We start from the raw sequence: 19,480 nt of genomic DNA, 5'->3' as shown, positions 1-19,480 counted from the left end.
TGAGATGAAAAATCGCGGGCGCGGAATATAGCACAAATTTTGACCAATTCCGACGGTAATGGTCGGAATTGTGCTGATGCAATCGCAGGCAAGCCAGCTCCCACATTTGAAGGTATTCACCGTTCGAGTGTGGGAGCTGGCTTGCCTGCGATAAGGCCCTTACAGGCGCTGAAACTTACTCATCATCGTCGAAGTTATAGCTACCCGGCGCCAGGTTCTCGAAGCGCGTGTACTTACCGATAAACGCCAGGCGGATAAAGCCGATTGGCCCGTTCCGCTGCTTGCCGATGATGATTTCGGCAATGCCCTTGTGCTCCGTTTCGGGGTGATACACCTCGTCGCGGTACACGAACATGATCACGTCAGCATCCTGCTCGATCGCTCCGGATTCCCGCAAGTCGGAGTTCACCGGGCGCTTGTTCGGGCGTTGCTCAAGGGAACGGTTGAGCTGGGACAGCGCCACCACCGGGCAGTTGAATTCCTTGGCCAGGGCTTTGAGCGACCGGGAGATTTCGGAAATCTCGTTGGTGCGGTTGTCGCCGCTGGAGCCTGGGATCTGCATCAGCTGCAGGTAGTCGATCATGATCAGGGCGATGTCGCCGTGCTCACGCACCAGCCGGCGAGTACGTGCACGCATCTCTGATGGGCTGATACCGGCGGTGTCATCGATAAACAGCTTGCGGTCGTTAAGCAAGTTGACCGCCGACGTCAGGCGCGGCCAATCGTCGTCTTCCAGGCGACCGGCTCGCACCTTGGTCTGGTCGATACGGCCAAGCGAGGAAAGCATACGCATGATCAGCGATTCACCTGGCATCTCCAGCGAGTAAACCAAGACGGCTTTGTCGCTGCGCAACACGGCGTTTTCCACCAGGTTCATCGCAAAGGTGGTTTTACCCATGGATGGACGGCCGGCGACGATGATCAAGTCAGACGGCTGCAAGCCGCTGGTCTTCTCGTCGAGGTCGGTGTAGCCGGTGGAAATACCCGTGATGGCGTTGTCGGTGTTGAACAAGGTGTCGATGCGGTCGATGGCCTTGGTCAACAGGTCGTTGACGCTGACTGGGCCGCCGGTTTTCGGCCGCGCTTCGGCGATCTGGAAGATCTGGCGCTCAGCTTCGTCGAGGATCTCGGCGGCAGTGCGGCCTTCAGGGTTAAAGGCGCTGTCGGCGATTTCGGTGCTGATACCGATCAACTGGCGCAGCGTGGCGCGCTCGCGAACGATCTGCGCATACGCCTTGATGTTGGCGACGGATGGCGTGTTTTTCGCCAGCTCACCCAGGTAGCCCAGACCGCCGACTTGGGAGGTCTGGCCTTCCTTGTCCAGCTGTTCGGCCAGGGTCACCACGTCGATCGGCGAGTTCTGGTCGGCCAGCTTGGCAATGGCGCGGAAGATCAGGCGGTGGTCATGGCGATAGAAATCACCGTCCGAGACTTGATCCAGCACGCGTTCCCAGGCGTTGTTATCCAGCATCAAGCCACCGAGCACGGCCTGTTCGGCCTCGATGGAATGCGGCGGCACCTTCAGGGCAGCGGTTTGCAGATCGTATTGCTCAGGAGCTGAAATATCGTTCATGGCCACTTGGAATTAGGGGTGTGTAGAAAAACAAAAGGCACGACCTGTAAACAGGATCGTGCCCGATGTTAACCGCCTGGCACGCGAGGTGCCAGTCAGTTAGGTGTTGCTTAAGCTGCTACCACTACAACGCGTACGGTGGCTTCAACTTCAGCGTGCAGGTGCACGGCTACGTCGAATTCGCCTACGTTGCGGATGGTGCCGTTCGGCAGACGAACTTCGCTCTTCTGCACTTCAACGCCGGAGGCGGTCAGTGCATCAGCGATGTCGTGGGTGCCGATCGAACCGAACAGCTTGCCTTCGTCACCGGCGGTGGCAGTGATAGTCACTTCCAGCTCAGCCAGTTGGGCAGCGCGAGTTTCGGCCGAAGCTTTTTTGTCTGCTGCTGCTTTTTCCAGCTCAGCACGACGCTCTTCAAACGCAGCCAGGTTGGCAGCGGTTGCAGCGGTGGCTTTGCCGTATGGCAGCAGGTAGTTACGACCGTAGCCGGCCTTAACGTTCACTTTGTCGCCCAGGTTGCCCAGGTTGGCGACTTTTTCCAGAAGGATCAGTTGCATGTGAAAATCCTCTAACTTTTAACCTTCACCGTTCGCGTTATCGGCGTCTTTCGACGCCAGACGACCGCGAAAATCAATCAGGCCGTCGACAATGGCCAAAACCACGAGTAACGGATAGATCAGCTGCATAAACAGCAACATCGTGACGTACAACCCCACCAGCCAGAACTTGGCCAGGCGCTTTCGCGCAACCAGCCCGTGAATCAGGGCCAGCCCGGCAAACACCAGCGGTACACTGCAAATCGGCGCCAGCAAGGCCATCTGTGGGCCGAAGTTCGGCCCGACAACCATGCACGCCAGCAGCAACATCGCCGGCCCCGCTGGGATTCTGATACTGCGAAATTCGCGACCAAAACCACCCGGGTTGTACAACAACGCTTGCCAATAACGCCCAACAATCAGGCTCAGCACGCTGACGACCTGCAACAATGCCGCAATCAGGCCGGTCAGGACCGGGGCAATCAGTGACGCAAACCGCGCTCGCTCATCTACCGACAATTGCTGGTAGAGATCCCCGAGGGCCATCGGCAGGATCTTGACGATCTCTTGCGACAGCGCTTCGATTTGCGGGCGGAAAGCCGCGCCAAGCATCACTGAGTACACCAACCCCAATGCCACGCTGACCAGCAGCGTGCGGACCCAGGACTCACTTGCGCGTAAAACCAACGCAAGGCTCGATGACCCCAGCAGTACCAGAAGTACCCGTGGATCACCGAATTGAAGCCACCAGATCAAGGCCGGCAACAATCCCAGGGCAAGAACGCCAAGGGCGTCCTTCAAACCGCGCCGCAGGAGCACAAGGCAACCTGCAGCAGCACCCAACCAATAAAGCAGCGGCAATGCCGCACATCCGGCCACTACCAGAGTGGCCTGCACGCGACCGCGCATGATGAACTCAGCTAAGGCGCGCATGCATTCAATCCCTTACTACTTGTCGACTGCCCGGTCTCAGCGGCCGTGGCTGTCGGTGTAGGCCAGCAGGGCCAGGAAGCGGGCGCGCTTGATAGCGGTGGCCAGCTGACGCTGATAACGTGCTTTGGTACCGGTGATACGGCTTGGAACGATTTTGCCGGTCTCGGATACGTAGGCTTTCAGAGTGTTGAGATCTTTGTAATCGATCTCTTTCACGTCTTCAGCGGTGAAGCGGCAGAATTTACGACGACGGAAGAAACGTGCCATTTGATAGGCTCCTTAAAAGGTCCGTGGATTACTCGTCAGCGTTATCGCTGTTGTCGCTGTCATCACTATCAGCGCTTTCGGCGCCTTCGTGCTCAGGACGGTCGCGACGCTCACGGCGCTCACTGCGGTTTTCTTCAGCCTTGAGCATCTCGGATTGGCCGGTAACGGCTTCTTCGCGACGGATGACCAGGTTACGGATCACTGCATCGTTGTAGCGGAAGTTGTCTTCCAGCTCGGCCAGGGCCTTGCCAGTGCACTCAACGTTCAGCATCACGTAGTGAGCCTTGTGAACATTGTTGATTGCGTAGGCCAGTTGACGACGGCCCCAATCTTCCAGACGGTGGATTTTGCCGCCGTCTTCTTCGATCAGCTTGGTGTAACGCTCAACCATGCCGCCGACTTGCTCGCTTTGATCCGGGTGGACCAAAAAGATGATTTCGTAATGACGCATGAATGCTCCTTACGGGTTGTAGCCTGCCGCTCAAAAACGGTCAGACAAGGAGTGAATGACACTTATGGATCTTGCCGCAGGGAGGCACATAGGTGCCTGCCAGGAAGGCAAGGGGCGCAATTGTAGAGAAGGGGGAGAAACGGCGCAAGGTGATTGGTGATTATTTGAACAATCTTCCAAACACCCTGAAACGACTGCGGGAGCTGAAATTCTGTGGGAGCTGGCTTGCCTGCGATGCAGGCACCTCGGTGTATCAGTGATACAGAGGTGATGCTATCGCAGGCAAGCCAGCTCCCACACAAGCCCGGCCGCACATTTTTGATCGGGTTACTTCTTGCTCTTGGCCTTGGCACCGCGCTGACGCTGGGCTTCGAACAGGCACACACCGGTGGCAACCGACACGTTGAGGCTGCTGACGCTACCGGCCATCGGCAATTTCACCAGGTAATCGCAATGCTCGCGGGTCAGGCGACGCATGCCTTTGCCTTCGGCACCCATGATCAGGATAGTCGGGCCAGTGAGGTCCTGGTCATAAATGCTGACCTCGGCCTCGCCTGCGGTGCCCACGATCCAAAGGCCGCGCTGCTGGAGTTTCTCCAGGGTACGCGCCAGGTTGGTCACGGCCACCAGTGGAATCACTTCCGCCGCGCCGCACGCGACTTTACGCACGACCGGCGTCAGGGTTGCCGACTTGTCCTTAGGCACGATCACCGCCAGCGCACCGGCGGCATCGGCCGAACGCAGGCAAGCGCCGAGGTTGTGCGGGTCGGTCACGCCGTCCAGCACCAGCAACAGCGGTGCGCCTTCGGTACGGTCGAGCAGCTCGTCGAGCATCGCTTCGCCCCAGACCTGGCTCGGGCTTACGTCCGCAACCACGCCTTGGTGAACGCCCTCGACCCACACGTCCATTTCACGGCGCTCGGCCTGGCCGATGGCAACCTTGTTTTGCGTAGCCAGCTCGACCAGCGCTTGTACACGCGGCTCGCTGCGGCCTTCGGCCAACCACACCTGCTTGACGCGTTTAGGGTGATGACGCAGCAGTGCTTCTACGGCGTGCACGCCGTAGATTTTTTCCAGACTCATGACTTGGCCTTAGGTTTGCGCGACCCGCCGCTTTTCGCGGGGGCCGAACCCGCTTTAGGCGGGCCTTTACGGTGTTTACTCGGTTTGCTCGACGGCTTTTCCGCCCCGTGGGACTTTCCCCCAGACGCCGCTTTACCACCGCTTTTGGCTTCGTTGAGCAACTGCTGCTTCAACTCACGGCTCTTGCGCACTTCAGCGTTTTTCGCCGCTGCATCGCTCGGGCGGTAGGCCTCTGGGGCCTTCTCCTTGGTGGACGAACGACGAGCGGCCTTGGCTGGCGCAGGCTCGGTGGGCGCTGCTTTCGCAGGCGCGCCCTTGCCTTTGCTGGCTGGCGCAGTCGGTTCGCTGCCACGCTTTTTACGGCCAGTCGGTGTTTCGGTCGGCTTGTCGGGCATGCCGAAGTCGATCTTGCGCTCGTCGAGGTCGACGCGCATGACCTGCACTTCCACGGTGTCACCCAAACGGAAGCTGCGACCGGTACGCTCGCCCGCCAGGCGGTGATGCACAGGGTCGAAGTGGTAGTAATCGCCCGGCAGCGCAGTGACGTGCACCAAGCCTTCGACGTAAATGTCGGTCAGCTCGACGAACAGGCCAAAACCCGTCACGGCAGTGATCACACCAGGGAACGACTCGCCCACGCGGTCTTTCATGAACTCGCACTTGAGCCAGTTCACTACGTCGCGGGTGGCTTCGTCGGCGCGGCGCTCGCTCATGGAGCACTGCTCGCCCAGCTGTTCCAGGGCCGCTTCGTCGTACGGATAGATCCGTGCCTTCGGAATGGTCATGGCACCGGCGCGCTTGACGTGCGGGGTGTTCTGCTTGGAGTGGATCACGCTGCGGATCGCCCGGTGCGTGAGCAGGTCCGGGTAACGACGAATCGGCGAAGTGAAGTGGGTGTACGCCTCGTAATTCAGGCCGAAGTGGCCCTGGTTATCGGCGCTGTACACCGCCTGGCTCAGAGAGCGCAGCATCACGGTCTGGATCACGTGGTAATCCGGACGGTCCTTGATGCTGGCCAGCAGCGCCTGGTAATCCTTCGGCGTCGGGCCGTCCTTGCCTTTGTGCAGGGACAGGCCAAGCTCACCGAGGAAAGCGCGCAGTTTTTCCAAACGCTCCGGCGGCGGGCCGTCGTGCACGCGGTACAGGGCAGGAATTTCGTGCTTTTTGAGGAACTCTGCGGTGGCCACGTTGGCCGCCAGCATGCACTCCTCGATCAGCTTGTGCGCATCGTTACGCGTGGTCGGCGTAATGGCCGCGATCTTGCGCTCGGAACCGAAGACAATCCGGGTTTCCTGGGTTTCAAAGTCGATTGCGCCACGTACATGACGTGCGCCCAGCAACACCTTGTACAGCGCGTAAAGCTGCTTGAGGTGCGGCACTACGTCGGCATATTCGCCACGCAGGGCCTTTGCTTCGCTGGTCTTCGGCGCTTCCAGGATGGTGCTGACCTTGTTGTAGGTCAGGCGTGCCTGGGAGTGGATCACCGCTTCGTAGAACTGGTAGTCGGTCATTTCGCCGGTTTTGGAGATGGTCATCTCGCACACCATGGCCAAACGGTCGACTTTCGGGTTCAGGGAGCACAGGCCGTTGGACAGCTGCTCAGGCAGCATCGGGATCACGCGCTCAGGGAAGTACACGGAGTTGCCGCGCACCTGGGCTTCGTTATCCAGGGCCGAACCGATCTTCACATAGCTGGAGACGTCGGCAATCGCGACGAACAACTTCCAGCCGCCGGAGAACAGGCGCAGCTTGCCAGGCTTGGCTTCGCAATAGACCGCATCGTCGAAGTCGCGGGCATCTTCGCCGTCGATGGTGACGAACGGCAGATGGCGCAGGTCGATGCGTTTTTCCTTGTCTTTCTCTTCCACTTCCGGCTTGAGCTTGGCGGCTTCCTTGAGCACAGCCTCCGGCCAGACGTGAGGAATATCGTAGGTGCGCAGCGCAACGTCGATTTCCATGCCCGGCGCCATGTAGTTGCCGACCACTTCAACAATATCGCCCTGTGGCTGGAAGCGCGCGGTTGGCCAGTGGGTGATTTTCACCTCGACGAACTGGCCGACCTTGGCGGCACCATTGCGACCCGGGGTAATCAGCACTTCCTGCTGGACCTTCGGGTTATCCGGCACTACAAAGCCGATGCCGCCTTCTTCGAAGTAACGGCCAACGATGGACTCGTGGGCACGGGACACCACTTCGACGATCACGCCTTCACGGCGACCACGACGGTCCAGGCCGGAAACGCGGGCCAGGGCACGGTCGCCGTCGAATACCAGGCGCATTTGCGCCGGGCTCATGAACAGGTCGTCGCTGCCGTCATCCGGGATCAGGAAGCCGAAGCCATCCCGATGGCCGGCGATGCGGCCCAGGATCAAGTCGAGCTTATCCACAGGCGCATAGGTGCCACGACGGGTGTAGATCAGTTGAGCATCGCGCTCCATGGCACGCAAACGGCGGCGCAGGGCTTCGAGCTGGTCTTCGGTGGTCAGACCGAACTCTTCAACCAACTGCTCGCGGCTAGCAGGCGAACCACGATCGGCGAGATGCGCCAGGATCAGTTCGCGGCTAGGAATAGGGTTTTCATATTTTTCCGCTTCACGAGCGGCCTCGGGATCGAGGGACTGCCAATCGGCCATTAGAGAGTTTTCACCTTGTCTATATGCGGGTTAGTTTGGCATACGCGTATTGAAACGGGAAATTTCAGGTGTCAACAAGCGTTTAAAAGGCCTTTGCAGCCCTCGGAAAGCGCCTTGAATGACCATTGGCGAAATTTTCCGGGCTTTTTTCATCGCAGGGCTTTACAGCTCAAAATCGCCTCCGTATAGTGCGCGCCATCGACGACGGCAACGTTGTTGATGCTGCCCAGGTGGTGAAATTGGTAGACACGCCAGCTTCAGGTGCTGGTGATCGCAAGGTCGTGGAAGTTCGAGTCTTCTCCTGGGCACCAAATTCAGATTAAACCCGCGAAAGCGGGTTTTTTCGTTTCAGGCCTCTGATTTTTAACAAGAATATTGAATTATATTTTTGATATCAGGGGTTTACAGATTAAAAAGCGCTCCGTATAGTTCGCTCCATCAACAGCGCAAGCGTTGTTGATAATGCCCAGGTGGTGAAATTGGTAGACACGCCAGCTTCAGGTGCTGGTGATCGCAAGGTCGTGGAAGTTCGAGTCTTCTCCTGGGCACCAAATTCAGATCAAACCCGCGAAAGCGGGTTTTTTCGTTTCCGGGGTTTGAAAACTTCCCCAAGGATTCTCCCCTCATCCGCACTTGAGAAGTTTTATCGTTTATCCTTGCAATGATTTGTTGCATACAAGCGAGGAACACTTCGGATGATGATCCGCGATAACCGTCTCAAGACATCCCTTCTGCGTGGCCTGACCCTCACCCTGCTTGGCTTGACGCTGCTCTCGCCCACCGCCTACTCCGCCGACAAGGTGTCCCTGACCCTGTACAACGGCCAGCACAAAGAAGTCGGCGATGAACTCGCCAAGGCCTTCGAAGCCAAGACCGGCATTCACGTCAACGTGCGCAAAGGCAGCAGCAACCAGCTCGCCAGCCAGGTCGTGGAAGAAGGCGCGCGCTCCCCTGCCGATGTGATCTACACAGAAGAATCGCCGCCGCTGAACAAACTCGGCGAGCAAGGCCTGCTGGCCAAGATTGATGCGAGCACGCTGGACGTATTGCCCAAGGATTACGTCGGCAGCAACGGTGACTGGATGGGCGTGACCGCTCGTACCCGCGTCGTGGCCTTTAACCCCAAACTGATCGCCGAAAAAGACCTGCCCAAATCGGTACTCGATTTCGCTGGCCCCGAGTGGCAAGGCAAAGTCGGCTTCGTGCCCACCAGTGGCGCATTTCAGGAGCAGGCCGTGGCGATTATCAAGCTGCACGGTCGCGAAGCTGCTGAAGAATGGCTGACCGGCCTGCGCGCCTTCGGCAAGGTGTACAGCAACAATATGGTCGCGCTCAAGGCCGTGGAAAACGGCGAAGTGGCCACCGTGCTGCTGAACAACTACTACTGGTTCGCCCTGAAGAAAGAAAAAACCAACCTGGATTCTCAGCTGCATTACTTCACCGATGGCGATGTGGGCGGCCTGATCACCGTGTCCTCGGCGGCGGCGCTCAAATCCAGCAAGCACCCCAAAGAAGCCCAGCAACTCCTGGCATTCATGGCCAGTGAAGAAGGCCAGCGCGTCATCACCAATACCTCGGCCGAATACCCGCTGCGCAAGGGCATGCAATCCAATCGCGGCCTCAAGCCGTTCAGCGAGCTGCAACCGCCGAAAGTCACCCCGGCAGACCTTGGCAACGCCGAAGAAGCCCTGGACCTGGAACGTGACGTTGGCTTGAACTGATGAACCCATCGCTACCCGCCGGGGTGTTCACCCCCCGGCGCAAACGCCCGTCGATCTGGTTGTTGTTACCCGTGCTGTTTCTGGTTGGCCTGAGCCTGCTGCCGCTGGTATATGTCGGGACCAAGGCCTGGCAGGCCGGCTGGGCGGAGGCGGTGCACCTGCTGTGGCGGCCGTATGTGTTCGGGCTGTTGCGCAACACCTTGGCTTTGATGGTTGGGGTGACGGTGGCTTGCGGCGTGATCGGCCTGTCACTGGCGTGGCTACTGGAGCGCAGCAACCTGCCGGGGCGACGCATCTGGGGAGTAATCCTGTGCCTGCCGTTTGCGGTACCGGCCTTTGTCAGCAGCTTTACCTGGGTCTCGCTGAGCGCCAACTTCGAAGGGCTTGGCGGGGCAATACTGGTGATGACCCTGTCCAAGTACCCACTGGTGTTTCTGCCGGTGGCGGCGACATTGCGCAATCTTGATCCATCCCTTGAAGAGTCGGCCCGCACGCTGGGACTGAATCGCTGGGGCGTTTTTTTCCGAATTACACTGCCGTTGCTCTGGCCCTCGCTGCTGGCCGGAGCCCTGCTGATCGCGCTGCATATGCTGGTGGAATTCGGCGCGCTGTCGATCATCGGCCTGCAAACCTTTACCACCGCGATCTACCAACAGTTCGAACTGGAATTCAGCAACGCCAATGCCGCGATGCTCTCGGCGGTGCTGCTGGTGATGTGCCTGACGCTGCTGTGGCTGGAGCTGCGGGTGCGCGGCAAAGGCCGGCATGTGCGCATCGGCCAGGGCGCGGCGCGGCATGCTGAACAGGTCAAGCTGGGCAAATGGTCGACCGTGGGCCAGCTGTACTGCCTGGCGCTGGCGATCATTGGCAGCGGCATTCCGCTGGGGATGCTCGCTTACTGGCTGGCAGTGGGCTCATCGGCGGCATTCCCGGTGGCCGAAATTGGTGAGGCGCTGCTGTCCTCTCTGGCACTGTCGTTGGGCGGCGCTGCACTTTGCCTGGTATTAGCTGTACCGGTGGGGCTGCTGGTGGTGCGCTACAAAGGCCAGTTGGCGATTTGGGCTGAGCGCCTGCCTTATCTGCTGCATGCCCTGCCAGGGTTGGTGATTGCGCTGACACTGGTGTATTTCGCCCTGCACTATGTGCCGGCGCTGTATCAGACCTCGGCGCTGCTGCTGATTGCTTATGCGCTATTGTTTTTGCCGCTCGCTCAGGCGCCGATTCGAACCGCACTGAACAAAGCTGCGCCGCAATTGGAGGAGGCGGCACGCACGCTGGGCTCCTCGTCGTTCAGCGCGTTTTGCCGGGTGACCTTGCCGATTATTTTCCCGGCCTTGGGGGCGGCGTTCGCGTTGGTGTTTCTGGATGCGATGAAGGAGCTGACGGCGACTTTGCTGCTCAGCCCTACGGGGCTGAATACCCTGGCGACTGCCGTGTGGGCGCATACCTCGAATGTTGAGTTTGCGGCGGCGGCGCCGTATGCGGCGCTGTTGATTCTGGTGTCGGGGTTGCCGGTGTATCTGCTGACGACGCGGATGTATTTGAGCCGCTGAGACCGCTATCGCAGGCAAGCCAGCTCCCACATTCGATTGCATTCCAACGCTGGAACTCGGTCAAATGTGGGAGCTGGCTTGCCTGCGATGAGGCCGGCGCAGACGACGCTAAGCCCGAAACTGCCCCAAACTCGCCTTCAACTGCGCTGCCAACCCATCCAGCACCTTGCCACTGGCCGTCGTCTCCACCACCGCCTGCGCGGCCCGCTCGGCCTGGGCGTGGATCACCTCGACCCGGCCACGCACCGCATGCGCGCCCTGGGCCTGGTGCTCGGCCGCACGCGTCGCCAGGCCAATCGCCGCATGCACTTGCTCCACCGAAGCCTGCACCGACTGTTGCAAGCGCACACTGTCGCGCAGCACCAACAACCCTTCATTCGCCTGGCGCCCGGCCTTGCCGATGGTTTCCACCGCTTCCCGTGCGCCCTGCTGCAACGCCACGATATGCGCCTGGATATCCCCAGTGGAGCTTTGGGTTTTACTCGCCAGCGCCCGCACTTCGTCCGCCACCACCGCAAAACCTCGCCCGGTCTCACCGGCACGCGCCGCTTCAATCGCCGCATTCAGGGCCAGCAGGTTGGTCTGCTCGGCAATCCCGTGAATCACCGTCAACACCACTTCGATCTGCTCGCTTTGCTGCGCCAACCGCTCGATCACCTGGGAACCGGCCTGCACTTGCCCCGCCAGCGCTTCGATCAGGCTGCCGACCTCAGCCGAGGTCCGTGAGTTTTCGTCCGTGGCCTGGCGAATACCCACCACCTGCTGCAACGCTGCCTGCATTGCATGGCTTTCGGCCTGGGCCTCATCGGCCATTTGCGACAGAGCGCGCAAGCTTTCGGCAACTTCGTCGCGCTGCAAACCGGCCGCCTTGTCAGCCCCGGCATTGCGCAAGGTCATGGCGCCGATTTCGACGCCGGTGCGCTGTGCCACATCGCCGGCCTCACGCACGATTGGCTGCAACTTATCCACAAAGCGATTGACCGCCGAGGCCATGTCGCCGATTTCGTCCTTGCTGTTGATCTGCACACGCTTGGTGAGGTCGCCCTCGCCCGCCGCCAGGTCGTCCATAGCGGCAATCAACAACTTCAGCCGATTGACCACACGGCGCCCCAGCACGATGGCGATCAGCAGTAATACGCCAAACCCGACAATGGCGAGCCCCAGGCCGATGCGCCAGCGCAACGCTCCCGCAGCGTCCTGTACGGCGCCGCTGGTGTTGGCGGTCATCTGGGTGGCAGTGGCTTGCGCCGATTGCAGGCGCGCGCCCATGGCCGCTGCGCTGTCGGCGGCGGCGCCTTTGAGGCTGTCACCGACCAACTGATCACTGCTCGCGATCAGTGCGGCAAAACGCTTGTCCAGCGCCGCCAGGTCGGCCTCTACGGCTTTGGTCGAGACGCCCATGCGGACTTTGCCGATCTCCGTGCCGTTGGGGCTGATGGACGCCTCGACGTAGAACACCGAAGGGTCGTTTTTAGCCGCATCCAGGACCTTATCCAAGGCTCGGTCGCCCTTGCCCTTGTCGAGCAGTGCCTGGTTGATCGGGTTTTCGCGATTGAGGTAACGGGTCAGGTGCTCGCCAGCGGCGTCGTCATACACCACGAACAACACGTTGGGATTACGCTGGGCGCGCCGGGCGAACTCCGACAATGTCGGCACGTCGCTGTCCCACATGGCGCGGGGCGCCACCGACGCCAGCAGTTGGGCCATGTCATTGGCCGAGTCCTGCAGGTCTTTTTCCAGGGTCGCACGCAGTTGCTTCTGCTCCTCTTGCAGGCGCGTGGAAAGCCCTGCGGTCAGGCGCTGGCGCGTGCTCGAAGACAAGCTGTCCAGGCTCGAGGTGACTTCCTTGCCGGCTTGCGCCAGCTCGCCAGACAGTTTCTGGCTGTCGGCACCCAGGCGGCTGCTTAAATCCGCTTCCAACGCCGTCACGGTGCTTCGCGTCAGGGCAACGGCCACCAGCACTTGCACCAAAAGAGCGATACCTAGGGTAACGAACACCGGCCGCAACAGCCGGCTTTGTAACAATGAGAGAACGGCAGACACGGTAAATCCCTCCACCACGGGTGCCATTAATTTGATAGCACCGCGAAAGAAAGAACCGTAGCAAGGGTCGTGCCGATTGCCAGCCGGCCACGAAAAAGGGCTCCCGAAGGAGCCCTTTTACTTTTTACATCAACAGCTTGTTAAGCGAACGGGTGACGCAGAACGATGGTCTCGTTGCGGTCCGGGCCTGTCGAAATAATGTCGATCGGCGCGCCGATCAGCTCTTCAACACGCTTGATGTAGGCACGGGCGTTGGCTGGCAGCTCTTCCAGGGTTTTGGCGCCCACGGTCGACTCGGTCCAGCCCGGCACTTCTTCGTACACAGGCTGCAGGCCTACGTAGCTGTCAGCGTCGGTCGGTGCAACATCCTTGCCTTCGGCATCTTTGTAGCCGATGCAGATGTTGATGGTTTCCAGGCCGTCGAGAACGTCCAGCTTGGTCAGGCAGATGCCCGAGATGCTGTTCACATCGATAGCGCGGCGCAGGATAACGGCGTCGAACCAGCCGCAACGACGGGCGCGGCCAGTGGTAGCACCGAACTCGTGACCTTGCTTGGCCAGGTGCGCGCCGACTGCGTCGAACAGCTCAGTCGGAAACGGGCCCGAACCCACGCGCGTGGTGTAAGCCTTGGTGATGCCCAGGATGTAGTCCAGGAACATCGGGCCAACGCCCGAACCGGTCGCAACGCCACCCGCGGTGGTGTTGGAGCTGGTCACGTACGGATAGGTGCCGTGATCGATGTCCAGCAACGAACCCTGGGCGCCTTCGAACATGATGTCTTTGCCGGCGCGACGCAGGTCGTGCAGCTCGGCGGTCACGTCCAGCATCAGCGGCTTGAGCAGCTCAGCGTATTCCTTGCACTCAGCCAGAGTCTTTTCGAACTCGATGGCCGGCTCTTTGTAGTAACCCACAAGCATGAAGTTGTGGTAATCCACCAGCTCACGCAGCTTGTCTTCAAAGCGCGGCATGTTGAGCAGGTCGCCCACACGCAGGCCACGACGTGCAACCTTGTCTTCGTAAGCCGGGCCAATGCCGCGACCGGTGGTGCCGATCTTCAGCTCGCCACGCGCCTTTTCACGGGCCTGGTCCAGCGCAACGTGGAAGGACAGGATCAGCGGGCAGGACGGGCTGATACGCAGGCGCTCGCGCACCGGTACGCCTTTCTCTTCCAGCTTGGTGATCTCACGCAGCAGGGCGTCAGGTGCAACCACAACACCGTTGCCGATCAGGCACTGCACGCCTTCGCGCAGCACGCCCGACGGGATCAGGTGCAAAACGGTTTTTTCGCCATCGATGACCAGGGTGTGGCCAGCGTTGTGGCCACCTTGGTAGCGCACTACGGCGGCAGCATGTTCGGTCAGCAGATCAACGATCTTGCCTTTGCCCTCATCACCCCATTGGGTGCCCAGGACTACGACATTCTTACCCATAACACTTGTCCTCATTCGCGCAAACTTGGTGCCGGCGATGGCCGGCAGGAAAACTCAAGAAGCCAGTGGCGATACTTGCCAAAGCCCGTTCTGCAGAATCAATTGCCGGTCGCAGTCCGCTTCACGGGCGGCGGCCAATGGCTGCCCAGGCAAAGCCTGGACAACACGCTGACCCTCACTGCGCAACTGGCAAACCTGCTGCCAGAGTGCTGCGTCCGTACTGTCGGGCATCCAGATGCCACCAGACGGCAGCTCGACCTCAGCACGCCCCAGGGTCACCAGGGTTTTCAAATCGGTAGAAAAGCCAGTCGCCGGACGTGCGCGACCGAAGTCAGCGCCGATATCGTCATAACGACCGCCCTGGGCGATGGCCTGGCCAACACCCGGCACAAAAACGGCAAACACCACACCGGTGTGGTAGTGATAGCCGCGCAACTCACCCAGGTCGAAATACAGCGGCAACTCGGGGAAGCGCGCCGACAACTGCTCGGCAATCGCAAACACATCATCCAGTGCAGCCAATACCGGCGCCGGCGCATTGGCCAGGCGCTCACGGGCAGCCACCAGCACTTCACGGCCACCGCACAGGTTCACCAGTGCGCGCAACATGTCGGCCAGGTCCGCAGGCACGCCTGCAGTCAGGGCGATGACTTCATCGATAGCCTTGCGCTGCAAGGCATCGAACAACTGTTGCTCCACTTCACCGGACAAACCAGCCGCACGGGCCAGACCACGGTAGATACCAACGTGGCCCAGGTCCATGTGTACATCCGGCACATCAGCCAGTTGCAGCATGGCCAGCATCAGGCTGATCACTTCAACGTCGCTGCTCGGGCTGGCATCACCGTACAACTCGGCGCCCAACTGGATCGGGCTGCGCGAAGACGACAAAGCACGCGGCTGAGCATGCAGCACGCTGCCGGCGTAGCACAGGCGGCTCGGGCCTTCGCGGCGCAGGGTGTGCGCATCAATGCGCGCCACCTGCGGCGTGATGTCGGCACGGAAACCCATTTGCCGGCCCGATTGCGGGTCGATGACCTTGAAGGTGCGCAGATCCAGGTCCTGGCCCGCGCCGGTCAGCAGGGATTCCAGGTACTCGATATGGGGGGTCACGACAAACTCGTAACCCCAGCTCTGGAACAGATCCAACACCTGGCGACGCGCTACTTCAATGCGCGCAGCTTCTGGTGGCAGTACTTCTTCGATGCCATCTGGCAGCAGCCAGCGGTCTACCGTTGCCATTACGCCATTCCCCTATGATCCGGGCGGCCAGCCCTCGGCCGAGCCTTGAGTGAAGCAGAAAATACCCACGCTTTGCATAATCCACGCGCAAGAGCGACGTGACGAACGGCCTGCCAGCGGCCTCGTCGGGCACTTTCCTCGAAAAACCTGTGGCGCCTGCCGAATCAAACATGCAGACGCAAAAAAGCCGGGAATTTCCCGGCTGCCGCATCATACACCCGTTTTCTGAAAGGATCACCCCGCCAGGCATTTTAGCCGCCCGACGGAGTGCGCCCTAAGGTCACAGGCTTGGTTACTTGGACTTTTCCAGGTAGCGGAAGAAGTCGCTGCTTGGGTCCAGCACCATGACGTCGGTTTTGTTCGCGAAGCTTTCACGGTAGGCACGCAAGCTACGGTAGAACGCGTAGAACTCCTGGTCCTGGCCGTAAGCCTTGGCGTAGATCGCCGCAGCTTGCGCGTCGCCGTCACCACGAGCCTCTTCAGACTCGCGATAAGCCTCTGCCAGCAGTACACGGCGCTGACGGTCGGCATCCGCACGGATACCTTCAGCCAACTCGTTACCTTTGGCGCGGTGCTCACGGGCTTCACGCTCACGCTCGGTGCTCATACGCTCGAACACGCTGCGGTTCACTTCCTTCGGCAGGTCGATAGCCTTGACCCGGACATCAACCACTTCAATGCCCAACTCTTTTTCTGCCATCGTGTTCAGCGAACGGGTGATGTCAGCCATCAGCGCATCACGTTCACCGGATACCACCTCGTGCAGGGTGCGTTTACCAAACTGGTCACGCAGGCCCGATTCCAGACGGCGCGACAAACGCTCGTCGGCAATCTGCTTGAGGCCGGAGGTCGCGGTGTAGAAGCGCTCGGCATCCTTGACGCGCCACTTGGCGTAGGCGTCAACCATCACGGCTTTCTTTTCCAGGGTGAGGAAGCGTTGTGTCGGTGCATCCAGGGTCATCAGGCGGCCGTCGAACTTGCGCACCTGGTTCACGTAGGGGACTTTCACATGCAGGCCCGGCTGGACATCCGCCTGCACCACACGACCGAATTGCAGCAACACCGCGCGCTCGGTCTGAGACACGATGTAGAAGCAGTTCCAGGCAGCGATGACCACGACGACGCCCACAATCAGGGCGGTCAGCGATTTATTGCTCATCAACGACTCTCCCTGGTACGTGTTTGCTGTTGCAGCAAGTCAGCGGCCGCACGGGCGCTCGCTTCGTTGGCAGCGGCATTCGAGCTGCTGGACGGTGCGCTGGTGCCGCTACGACCACCTTCGATCATCTTGTCCAGCGGCAGGTACAGCAGGTTGTTCTGCCCACCTTTGCTGCCGGTCACGAGAACCTTGCTGGTGTTGCTGAAAACTTCCTGCATGGTGTCCAGGTACAGACGCTCACGCGTGACTTCCGGAGCCTTGCGGTACTCGGCAACCAGTTTGGTAAAGCGATCCGCCTCACCCTTGGCGCGGGAGACCACTTCGTCGCGGTAACCGTTGGCATCTTCAAGGATACGCTGGGCCTGACCACGGGCTTCCGGTACGACACCGTTGGCGTAGGTTTCAGCCTGGTTGCGCGAACGCTGCTCGTCTTCACGGGCGCGGATCACGTCATCAAAGGCTTCCTGCACTTCGCGCGGTGCAGCTGCGCTCTGTACGTTCACCTGAGTGACGGTGATGCCGGTGCGGTAGGTATCGAGGAACCGCTGCAGGCGCTCCTTGATCTCGCTGGCCATCAATTCACGACCTTCGGTCAGCACCTGGTCCATGGCGGTGGAACCCACCACATGGCGCAGGGCACTTTCGGTTGCGTGTTGCAGGCTGATTTCCGGCTGATCAACGTTCAGCACGAAGTCCTGCAGGTTGCTGATCTTGTACTGCACGGTCAGCGGCACTTCGACGATGTTCTCGTCTTCGGTCAGCATCTGGCCCTGCTTGGTGTAGGCACGCTCACGCGTGACGTTCTCCATGTACTTCTTGTCGATCGGCGGGAAATAGATGTTCAGGCCTGGCCCGACAGTCTCGTAGTACTTGCCGAAGCGCAGCACAACAGCCTGCTCCTGCTCGTCCACCACGTACACGGCGCTGTACAGCCAAACAGCTGCGAGCACGACAAGCCCGAGGCCCAGCAGGCCATAGCCGCCGCCCTTGCTTGTGCGACCGCCGTCGTCACCGCCACCACGTTTTTTTCCACCACCGAACAACCCATTCAGGCTTTCCTGCAGCTTTCGGAAGGCCTCGTCGAGATCTGGTGGCCCCTTGCGGTCGCCATTATTGCGGCGTTTACCACCCCAAGGATCCTGATTATTCGAGTTGCCACCCGGCTCATTCCAAGCCATAGCGCTCTCCATCTGATAAAGCAAAGACGCACCCACGGCGCGCCGACCAATGCTACAGAATGCCTGCTACTGCGGCACAACCGCTTTCGGAGGCTTTTATTGCAAAGTGTGTTGTTCGATGAACTCTGTCGGTACCACACCTTCACGGCTGACCAGCCGATTCAGCTCCGAGCGCGGCAATCGAACGGCCAGCAAGCTGACACCTTCTTCGTCGTATTCTTCTTTCTGTACGGCGCCCAGTTCGAAAAACTGTGCACGCAGTCGAGCAAAACGTTGCGGCAAGCGCAAGGTGCCGACAAACAAATCGCTGCCCAGCAGTTCGGCAATCGCTTGTTCAAGCAACTCCAGACCACTGCCATCGCGCGCCGACAGCCATACCCGCTGGGGCTTGCCGTCTTCATCGCGCTGGATTTGCGGCTCAACACCCTCAAGCAAATCGAGTTTGTTATAGACCTCGAGTATCGGCAAGTCTTGTGCACCAATCTCGCCCAACACCACCATCACTTGCTCGATCTGCAACATGCGATCCGGTTCGGCCGCATCGATCACGTGCAACAGCAGGTCGGAATTGCTCGACTCTTCGAGCGTAGACCGAAATGCCTCGACCAGCTTGTGGGGCAAATGACGAATGAAACCTACTGTGTCGGCCAGGACAATCGGCCCCAGGTCGTCGATATCCAGACGGCGCAAGGTCGGGTCAAGGGTGGCGAACAGTTGGTCGGCCGCGTAAACGTCCGATTTCGTCACGTTGTTGAACAGCGTGGATTTGCCGGCGTTGGTATAGCCCACCAGGGACACGGTAGGGATATCCGCACGCGAGCGGCCACGGCGTGATTGTTCGCGCTGGCTGCGTACTTTTTCCAGGCGGCCCTTGATCTGGCGCAGGCGCACCCGCAGCAGACGGCGGTCGGTTTCCAGCTGGGTTTCACCCGGGCCGCGCATGCCGATGCCACCACCCTGGCGTTCAAGGTGAGTCCAGCCGCGTACCAACCGGGTGCTCATGTGGTCAAGCTGGGCCAGTTCTACCTGGAGCTTGCCTTCATGGGTACGGGCGCGCTGGGCGAAAATATCGAGAATCAGACCGGTGCGGTCGATCACGCGACACTCGAAAACACGTTCGAGGTTACGTTCCTGACTGGGCGTGAGGGTGTGATTGAAGATCACCAGATCGGCTTCTTCGGCGTGAACCAGGTCGCGCAGTTCCTCGACCTTGCCGCTGCCTATCAGGTATTTGGCGGTTGGCCGATGACGCGGTACGTTAAAAAACGCAACGGTCTCGGCGCCGGCCGAATTTGCCAACTCCTGAAACTCCTGCGGATCTTCGCGCGCCTCAGGGTCCTGTCCATCCAAGTGAACGAGGATTACTCGCTCACCACCACCGTGGCGCTCAAAGAACAAAGGAGACTCCTATCAGGCGTTACCTGGCTCAGCGTCACCCTGTTCATCACCTGCTGCGCTAGGCAGACGGATTGGACGAACTGGAACGACTGTCGAGATAGCGTGCTTGTAAACCATCTGGCTGACGGTGTTTTTCAGCAGGATCACGAACTGGTCGAACGACTCGATCGTGCCTTGCAGCTTGATACCGTTAACCAGGTAGATGGAAACCCCAACTTTCTCTTTACGTAAAGTATTCAAGTAAGGGTCTTGTAGCGAATGCCCTTTTGACATGTGCCGC

16 protein-coding genes and 2 tRNA genes are annotated in these 19,480 nt (G+C 59.9%); 4 read left to right on the top strand and 14 right to left on the bottom strand.

Annotation, left to right across the window (positions count from 1 at the left end; genetic code table 11):
* Positions 1-175 precede the first annotated feature (175 nt).
* The 7 genes from dnaB to rnr form a co-directional block, all read right to left on the bottom strand.
* A complete protein-coding gene (gene dnaB / locus AOA62_RS05825; protein ID WP_017138451.1) occupies positions 176-1,573 on the bottom strand; it encodes a replicative DNA helicase in 1,398 nt (465 codons plus the stop codon).
* Between the two features lie 110 nt (positions 1,574-1,683).
* The gene (gene rplI, locus AOA62_RS05820; protein WP_003171376.1) at positions 1,684-2,130 is read right to left on the bottom strand and encodes a 50S ribosomal protein L9; all 447 of its coding nucleotides are present in this window, start codon (positions 2,128-2,130) and stop codon (positions 1,684-1,686) included.
* Between the two features lie 18 nt (positions 2,131-2,148).
* Entirely contained in the window at positions 2,149-3,042 is an 894-nt protein-coding gene (locus tag AOA62_RS05815) for a hypothetical protein (protein WP_099548099.1), read from the bottom strand.
* A gap of 36 nt (positions 3,043-3,078) precedes the next feature.
* A complete protein-coding gene (rpsR, locus tag AOA62_RS05810) occupies positions 3,079-3,309 on the bottom strand; it encodes a 30S ribosomal protein S18 (RefSeq protein ID WP_002551829.1) in 231 nt (76 codons plus the stop codon).
* Positions 3,310-3,337: 28 nt separating this feature from the next.
* Positions 3,338-3,760 carry a 30S ribosomal protein S6 gene (gene rpsF / locus AOA62_RS05805; protein ID WP_003217491.1) on the bottom strand — a complete coding sequence of 141 codons (423 nt, stop codon included), beginning with the start codon at positions 3,758-3,760 and terminating at the stop codon, positions 3,338-3,340.
* Between the two features lie 327 nt (positions 3,761-4,087).
* On the bottom strand, positions 4,088-4,843 hold the full coding sequence (gene rlmB / locus AOA62_RS05800; RefSeq protein WP_017138453.1) for a 23S rRNA (guanosine(2251)-2'-O)-methyltransferase RlmB: 756 nt from the start codon (positions 4,841-4,843) through the stop codon (positions 4,088-4,090).
* Positions 4,840-7,476: a ribonuclease R gene (gene rnr, locus AOA62_RS05795; protein WP_099548098.1), complete on the bottom strand. Its 2,637-nt coding sequence runs from the start codon at positions 7,474-7,476 to the stop codon at positions 4,840-4,842. The genes rlmB and rnr overlap by 4 nt, the downstream gene beginning before the upstream one ends.
* 224 nt (positions 7,477-7,700) lie before the next feature.
* On the opposite strand from rnr, the gene AOA62_RS05790 reads away from it, so the two are divergent.
* The 4 genes from AOA62_RS05790 to AOA62_RS05775 all read left to right on the top strand — a co-directional run bounded on the left by AOA62_RS05790 (position 7,701) and on the right by AOA62_RS05775 (position 10,750).
* A tRNA-Leu gene (locus AOA62_RS05790) sits at positions 7,701-7,787 on the top strand.
* Between the two features lie 153 nt (positions 7,788-7,940).
* Positions 7,941-8,027, top strand: a tRNA-Leu gene (locus AOA62_RS05785).
* 144 nt (positions 8,028-8,171) lie between these two features.
* Positions 8,172-9,197 carry an extracellular solute-binding protein gene (locus AOA62_RS05780; RefSeq protein WP_099548097.1) on the top strand — a complete coding sequence of 342 codons (1,026 nt, stop codon included), beginning with the start codon at positions 8,172-8,174 and terminating at the stop codon, positions 9,195-9,197.
* Complete coding sequence (locus AOA62_RS05775) at positions 9,197-10,750, top strand: iron ABC transporter permease (RefSeq protein WP_099548096.1); 1,554 nt, start codon at positions 9,197-9,199, stop codon at positions 10,748-10,750. Before AOA62_RS05780 ends, AOA62_RS05775 begins: the two co-directional genes overlap by 1 nt.
* 108 nt (positions 10,751-10,858) lie before the next feature.
* Here AOA62_RS05775 and AOA62_RS05770 read toward each other — a convergent pair whose 3' ends face one another.
* From AOA62_RS05770 to hfq, 7 genes are all read right to left on the bottom strand, one after another.
* Complete coding sequence (locus tag AOA62_RS05770; protein WP_099548095.1) at positions 10,859-12,793, bottom strand: methyl-accepting chemotaxis protein; 1,935 nt, start codon at positions 12,791-12,793, stop codon at positions 10,859-10,861.
* Positions 12,794-12,933: 140 nt separating this feature from the next.
* Entirely contained in the window at positions 12,934-14,223 is a 1,290-nt protein-coding gene (locus AOA62_RS05765) for an adenylosuccinate synthase (RefSeq protein WP_017138458.1), read from the bottom strand.
* A gap of 54 nt (positions 14,224-14,277) precedes the next feature.
* Positions 14,278-15,465, bottom strand: a complete 1,188-nt coding sequence (locus AOA62_RS05760) for an ATP phosphoribosyltransferase regulatory subunit (protein ID WP_017138459.1) — start codon at positions 15,463-15,465, stop codon at positions 14,278-14,280.
* A gap of 292 nt (positions 15,466-15,757) precedes the next feature.
* Complete coding sequence (gene hflC, locus AOA62_RS05755) at positions 15,758-16,624, bottom strand: protease modulator HflC (RefSeq protein WP_017138460.1); 867 nt, start codon at positions 16,622-16,624, stop codon at positions 15,758-15,760.
* Positions 16,624-17,802, bottom strand: coding sequence for an FtsH protease activity modulator HflK (gene hflK, locus AOA62_RS05750; protein ID WP_017138461.1), 1,179 nt, complete (start codon positions 17,800-17,802; stop codon positions 16,624-16,626). Before hflK ends, hflC begins: the two co-directional genes overlap by 1 nt.
* 96 nt (positions 17,803-17,898) lie before the next feature.
* Entirely contained in the window at positions 17,899-19,200 is a 1,302-nt protein-coding gene (hflX, locus tag AOA62_RS05745) for a ribosome rescue GTPase HflX (RefSeq protein WP_017138462.1), read from the bottom strand.
* A 12-nt stretch (positions 19,201-19,212) separates the two neighbouring features.
* Positions 19,213-19,473, bottom strand: coding sequence for an RNA chaperone Hfq (gene hfq / locus AOA62_RS05740; protein WP_003188059.1), 261 nt, complete (start codon positions 19,471-19,473; stop codon positions 19,213-19,215).
* Positions 19,474-19,480: the final 7 nt, after the last annotated feature.

Source organism: Pseudomonas sp. 2995-3 (assembly GCF_002742565.1).
Taxonomy (GTDB): Bacteria; Pseudomonadota; Gammaproteobacteria; order Pseudomonadales; family Pseudomonadaceae; genus Aquipseudomonas; species Aquipseudomonas edaphica.
Note: the sequence above shows the minus strand (reverse complement) of the source record. Positions and strands in the feature narration are given on the sequence as shown.

Bases quoted from the DNA above. Each gene is read 5' to 3' on its own strand.
- AOA62_RS05760 (WP_017138459.1), bottom strand. From the start codon at position 15,465: ATGGCAACGGTAGACCGCTGGCTGCTGCCAGATGGCATCGAAGAAGTA.
- rplI (WP_003171376.1), bottom strand. From the start codon at position 2,130: ATGCAACTGATCCTTCTGGAAAAAGTCGCCAACCTGGGCAACCTGGGC.
- AOA62_RS05775 (WP_099548096.1), top strand. From the start codon at position 9,197: ATGAACCCATCGCTACCCGCCGGGGTGTTCACCCCCCGGCGCAAACGC.
- dnaB (WP_017138451.1), bottom strand. From the start codon at position 1,573: ATGAACGATATTTCAGCTCCTGAGCAATACGATCTGCAAACCGCTGCC.
- hfq (WP_003188059.1), bottom strand. From the start codon at position 19,473: ATGTCAAAAGGGCATTCGCTACAAGACCCTTACTTGAATACTTTACGT.
- hflC (WP_017138460.1), bottom strand. From the start codon at position 16,624: ATGAGCAATAAATCGCTGACCGCCCTGATTGTGGGCGTCGTCGTGGTC.
- AOA62_RS05765 (WP_017138458.1), bottom strand. From the start codon at position 14,223: ATGGGTAAGAATGTCGTAGTCCTGGGCACCCAATGGGGTGATGAGGGC.
- rpsF (WP_003217491.1), bottom strand. From the start codon at position 3,760: ATGCGTCATTACGAAATCATCTTTTTGGTCCACCCGGATCAAAGCGAG.
- AOA62_RS05780 (WP_099548097.1), top strand. From the start codon at position 8,172: ATGATGATCCGCGATAACCGTCTCAAGACATCCCTTCTGCGTGGCCTG.
- hflK (WP_017138461.1), bottom strand. From the start codon at position 17,802: ATGGCTTGGAATGAGCCGGGTGGCAACTCGAATAATCAGGATCCTTGG.
- rlmB (WP_017138453.1), bottom strand. From the start codon at position 4,843: ATGAGTCTGGAAAAAATCTACGGCGTGCACGCCGTAGAAGCACTGCTG.
- AOA62_RS05815 (WP_099548099.1), bottom strand. From the start codon at position 3,042: ATGCGCGCCTTAGCTGAGTTCATCATGCGCGGTCGCGTGCAGGCCACT.
- rpsR (WP_002551829.1), bottom strand. From the start codon at position 3,309: ATGGCACGTTTCTTCCGTCGTCGTAAATTCTGCCGCTTCACCGCTGAA.
- rnr (WP_099548098.1), bottom strand. From the start codon at position 7,476: ATGGCCGATTGGCAGTCCCTCGATCCCGAGGCCGCTCGTGAAGCGGAA.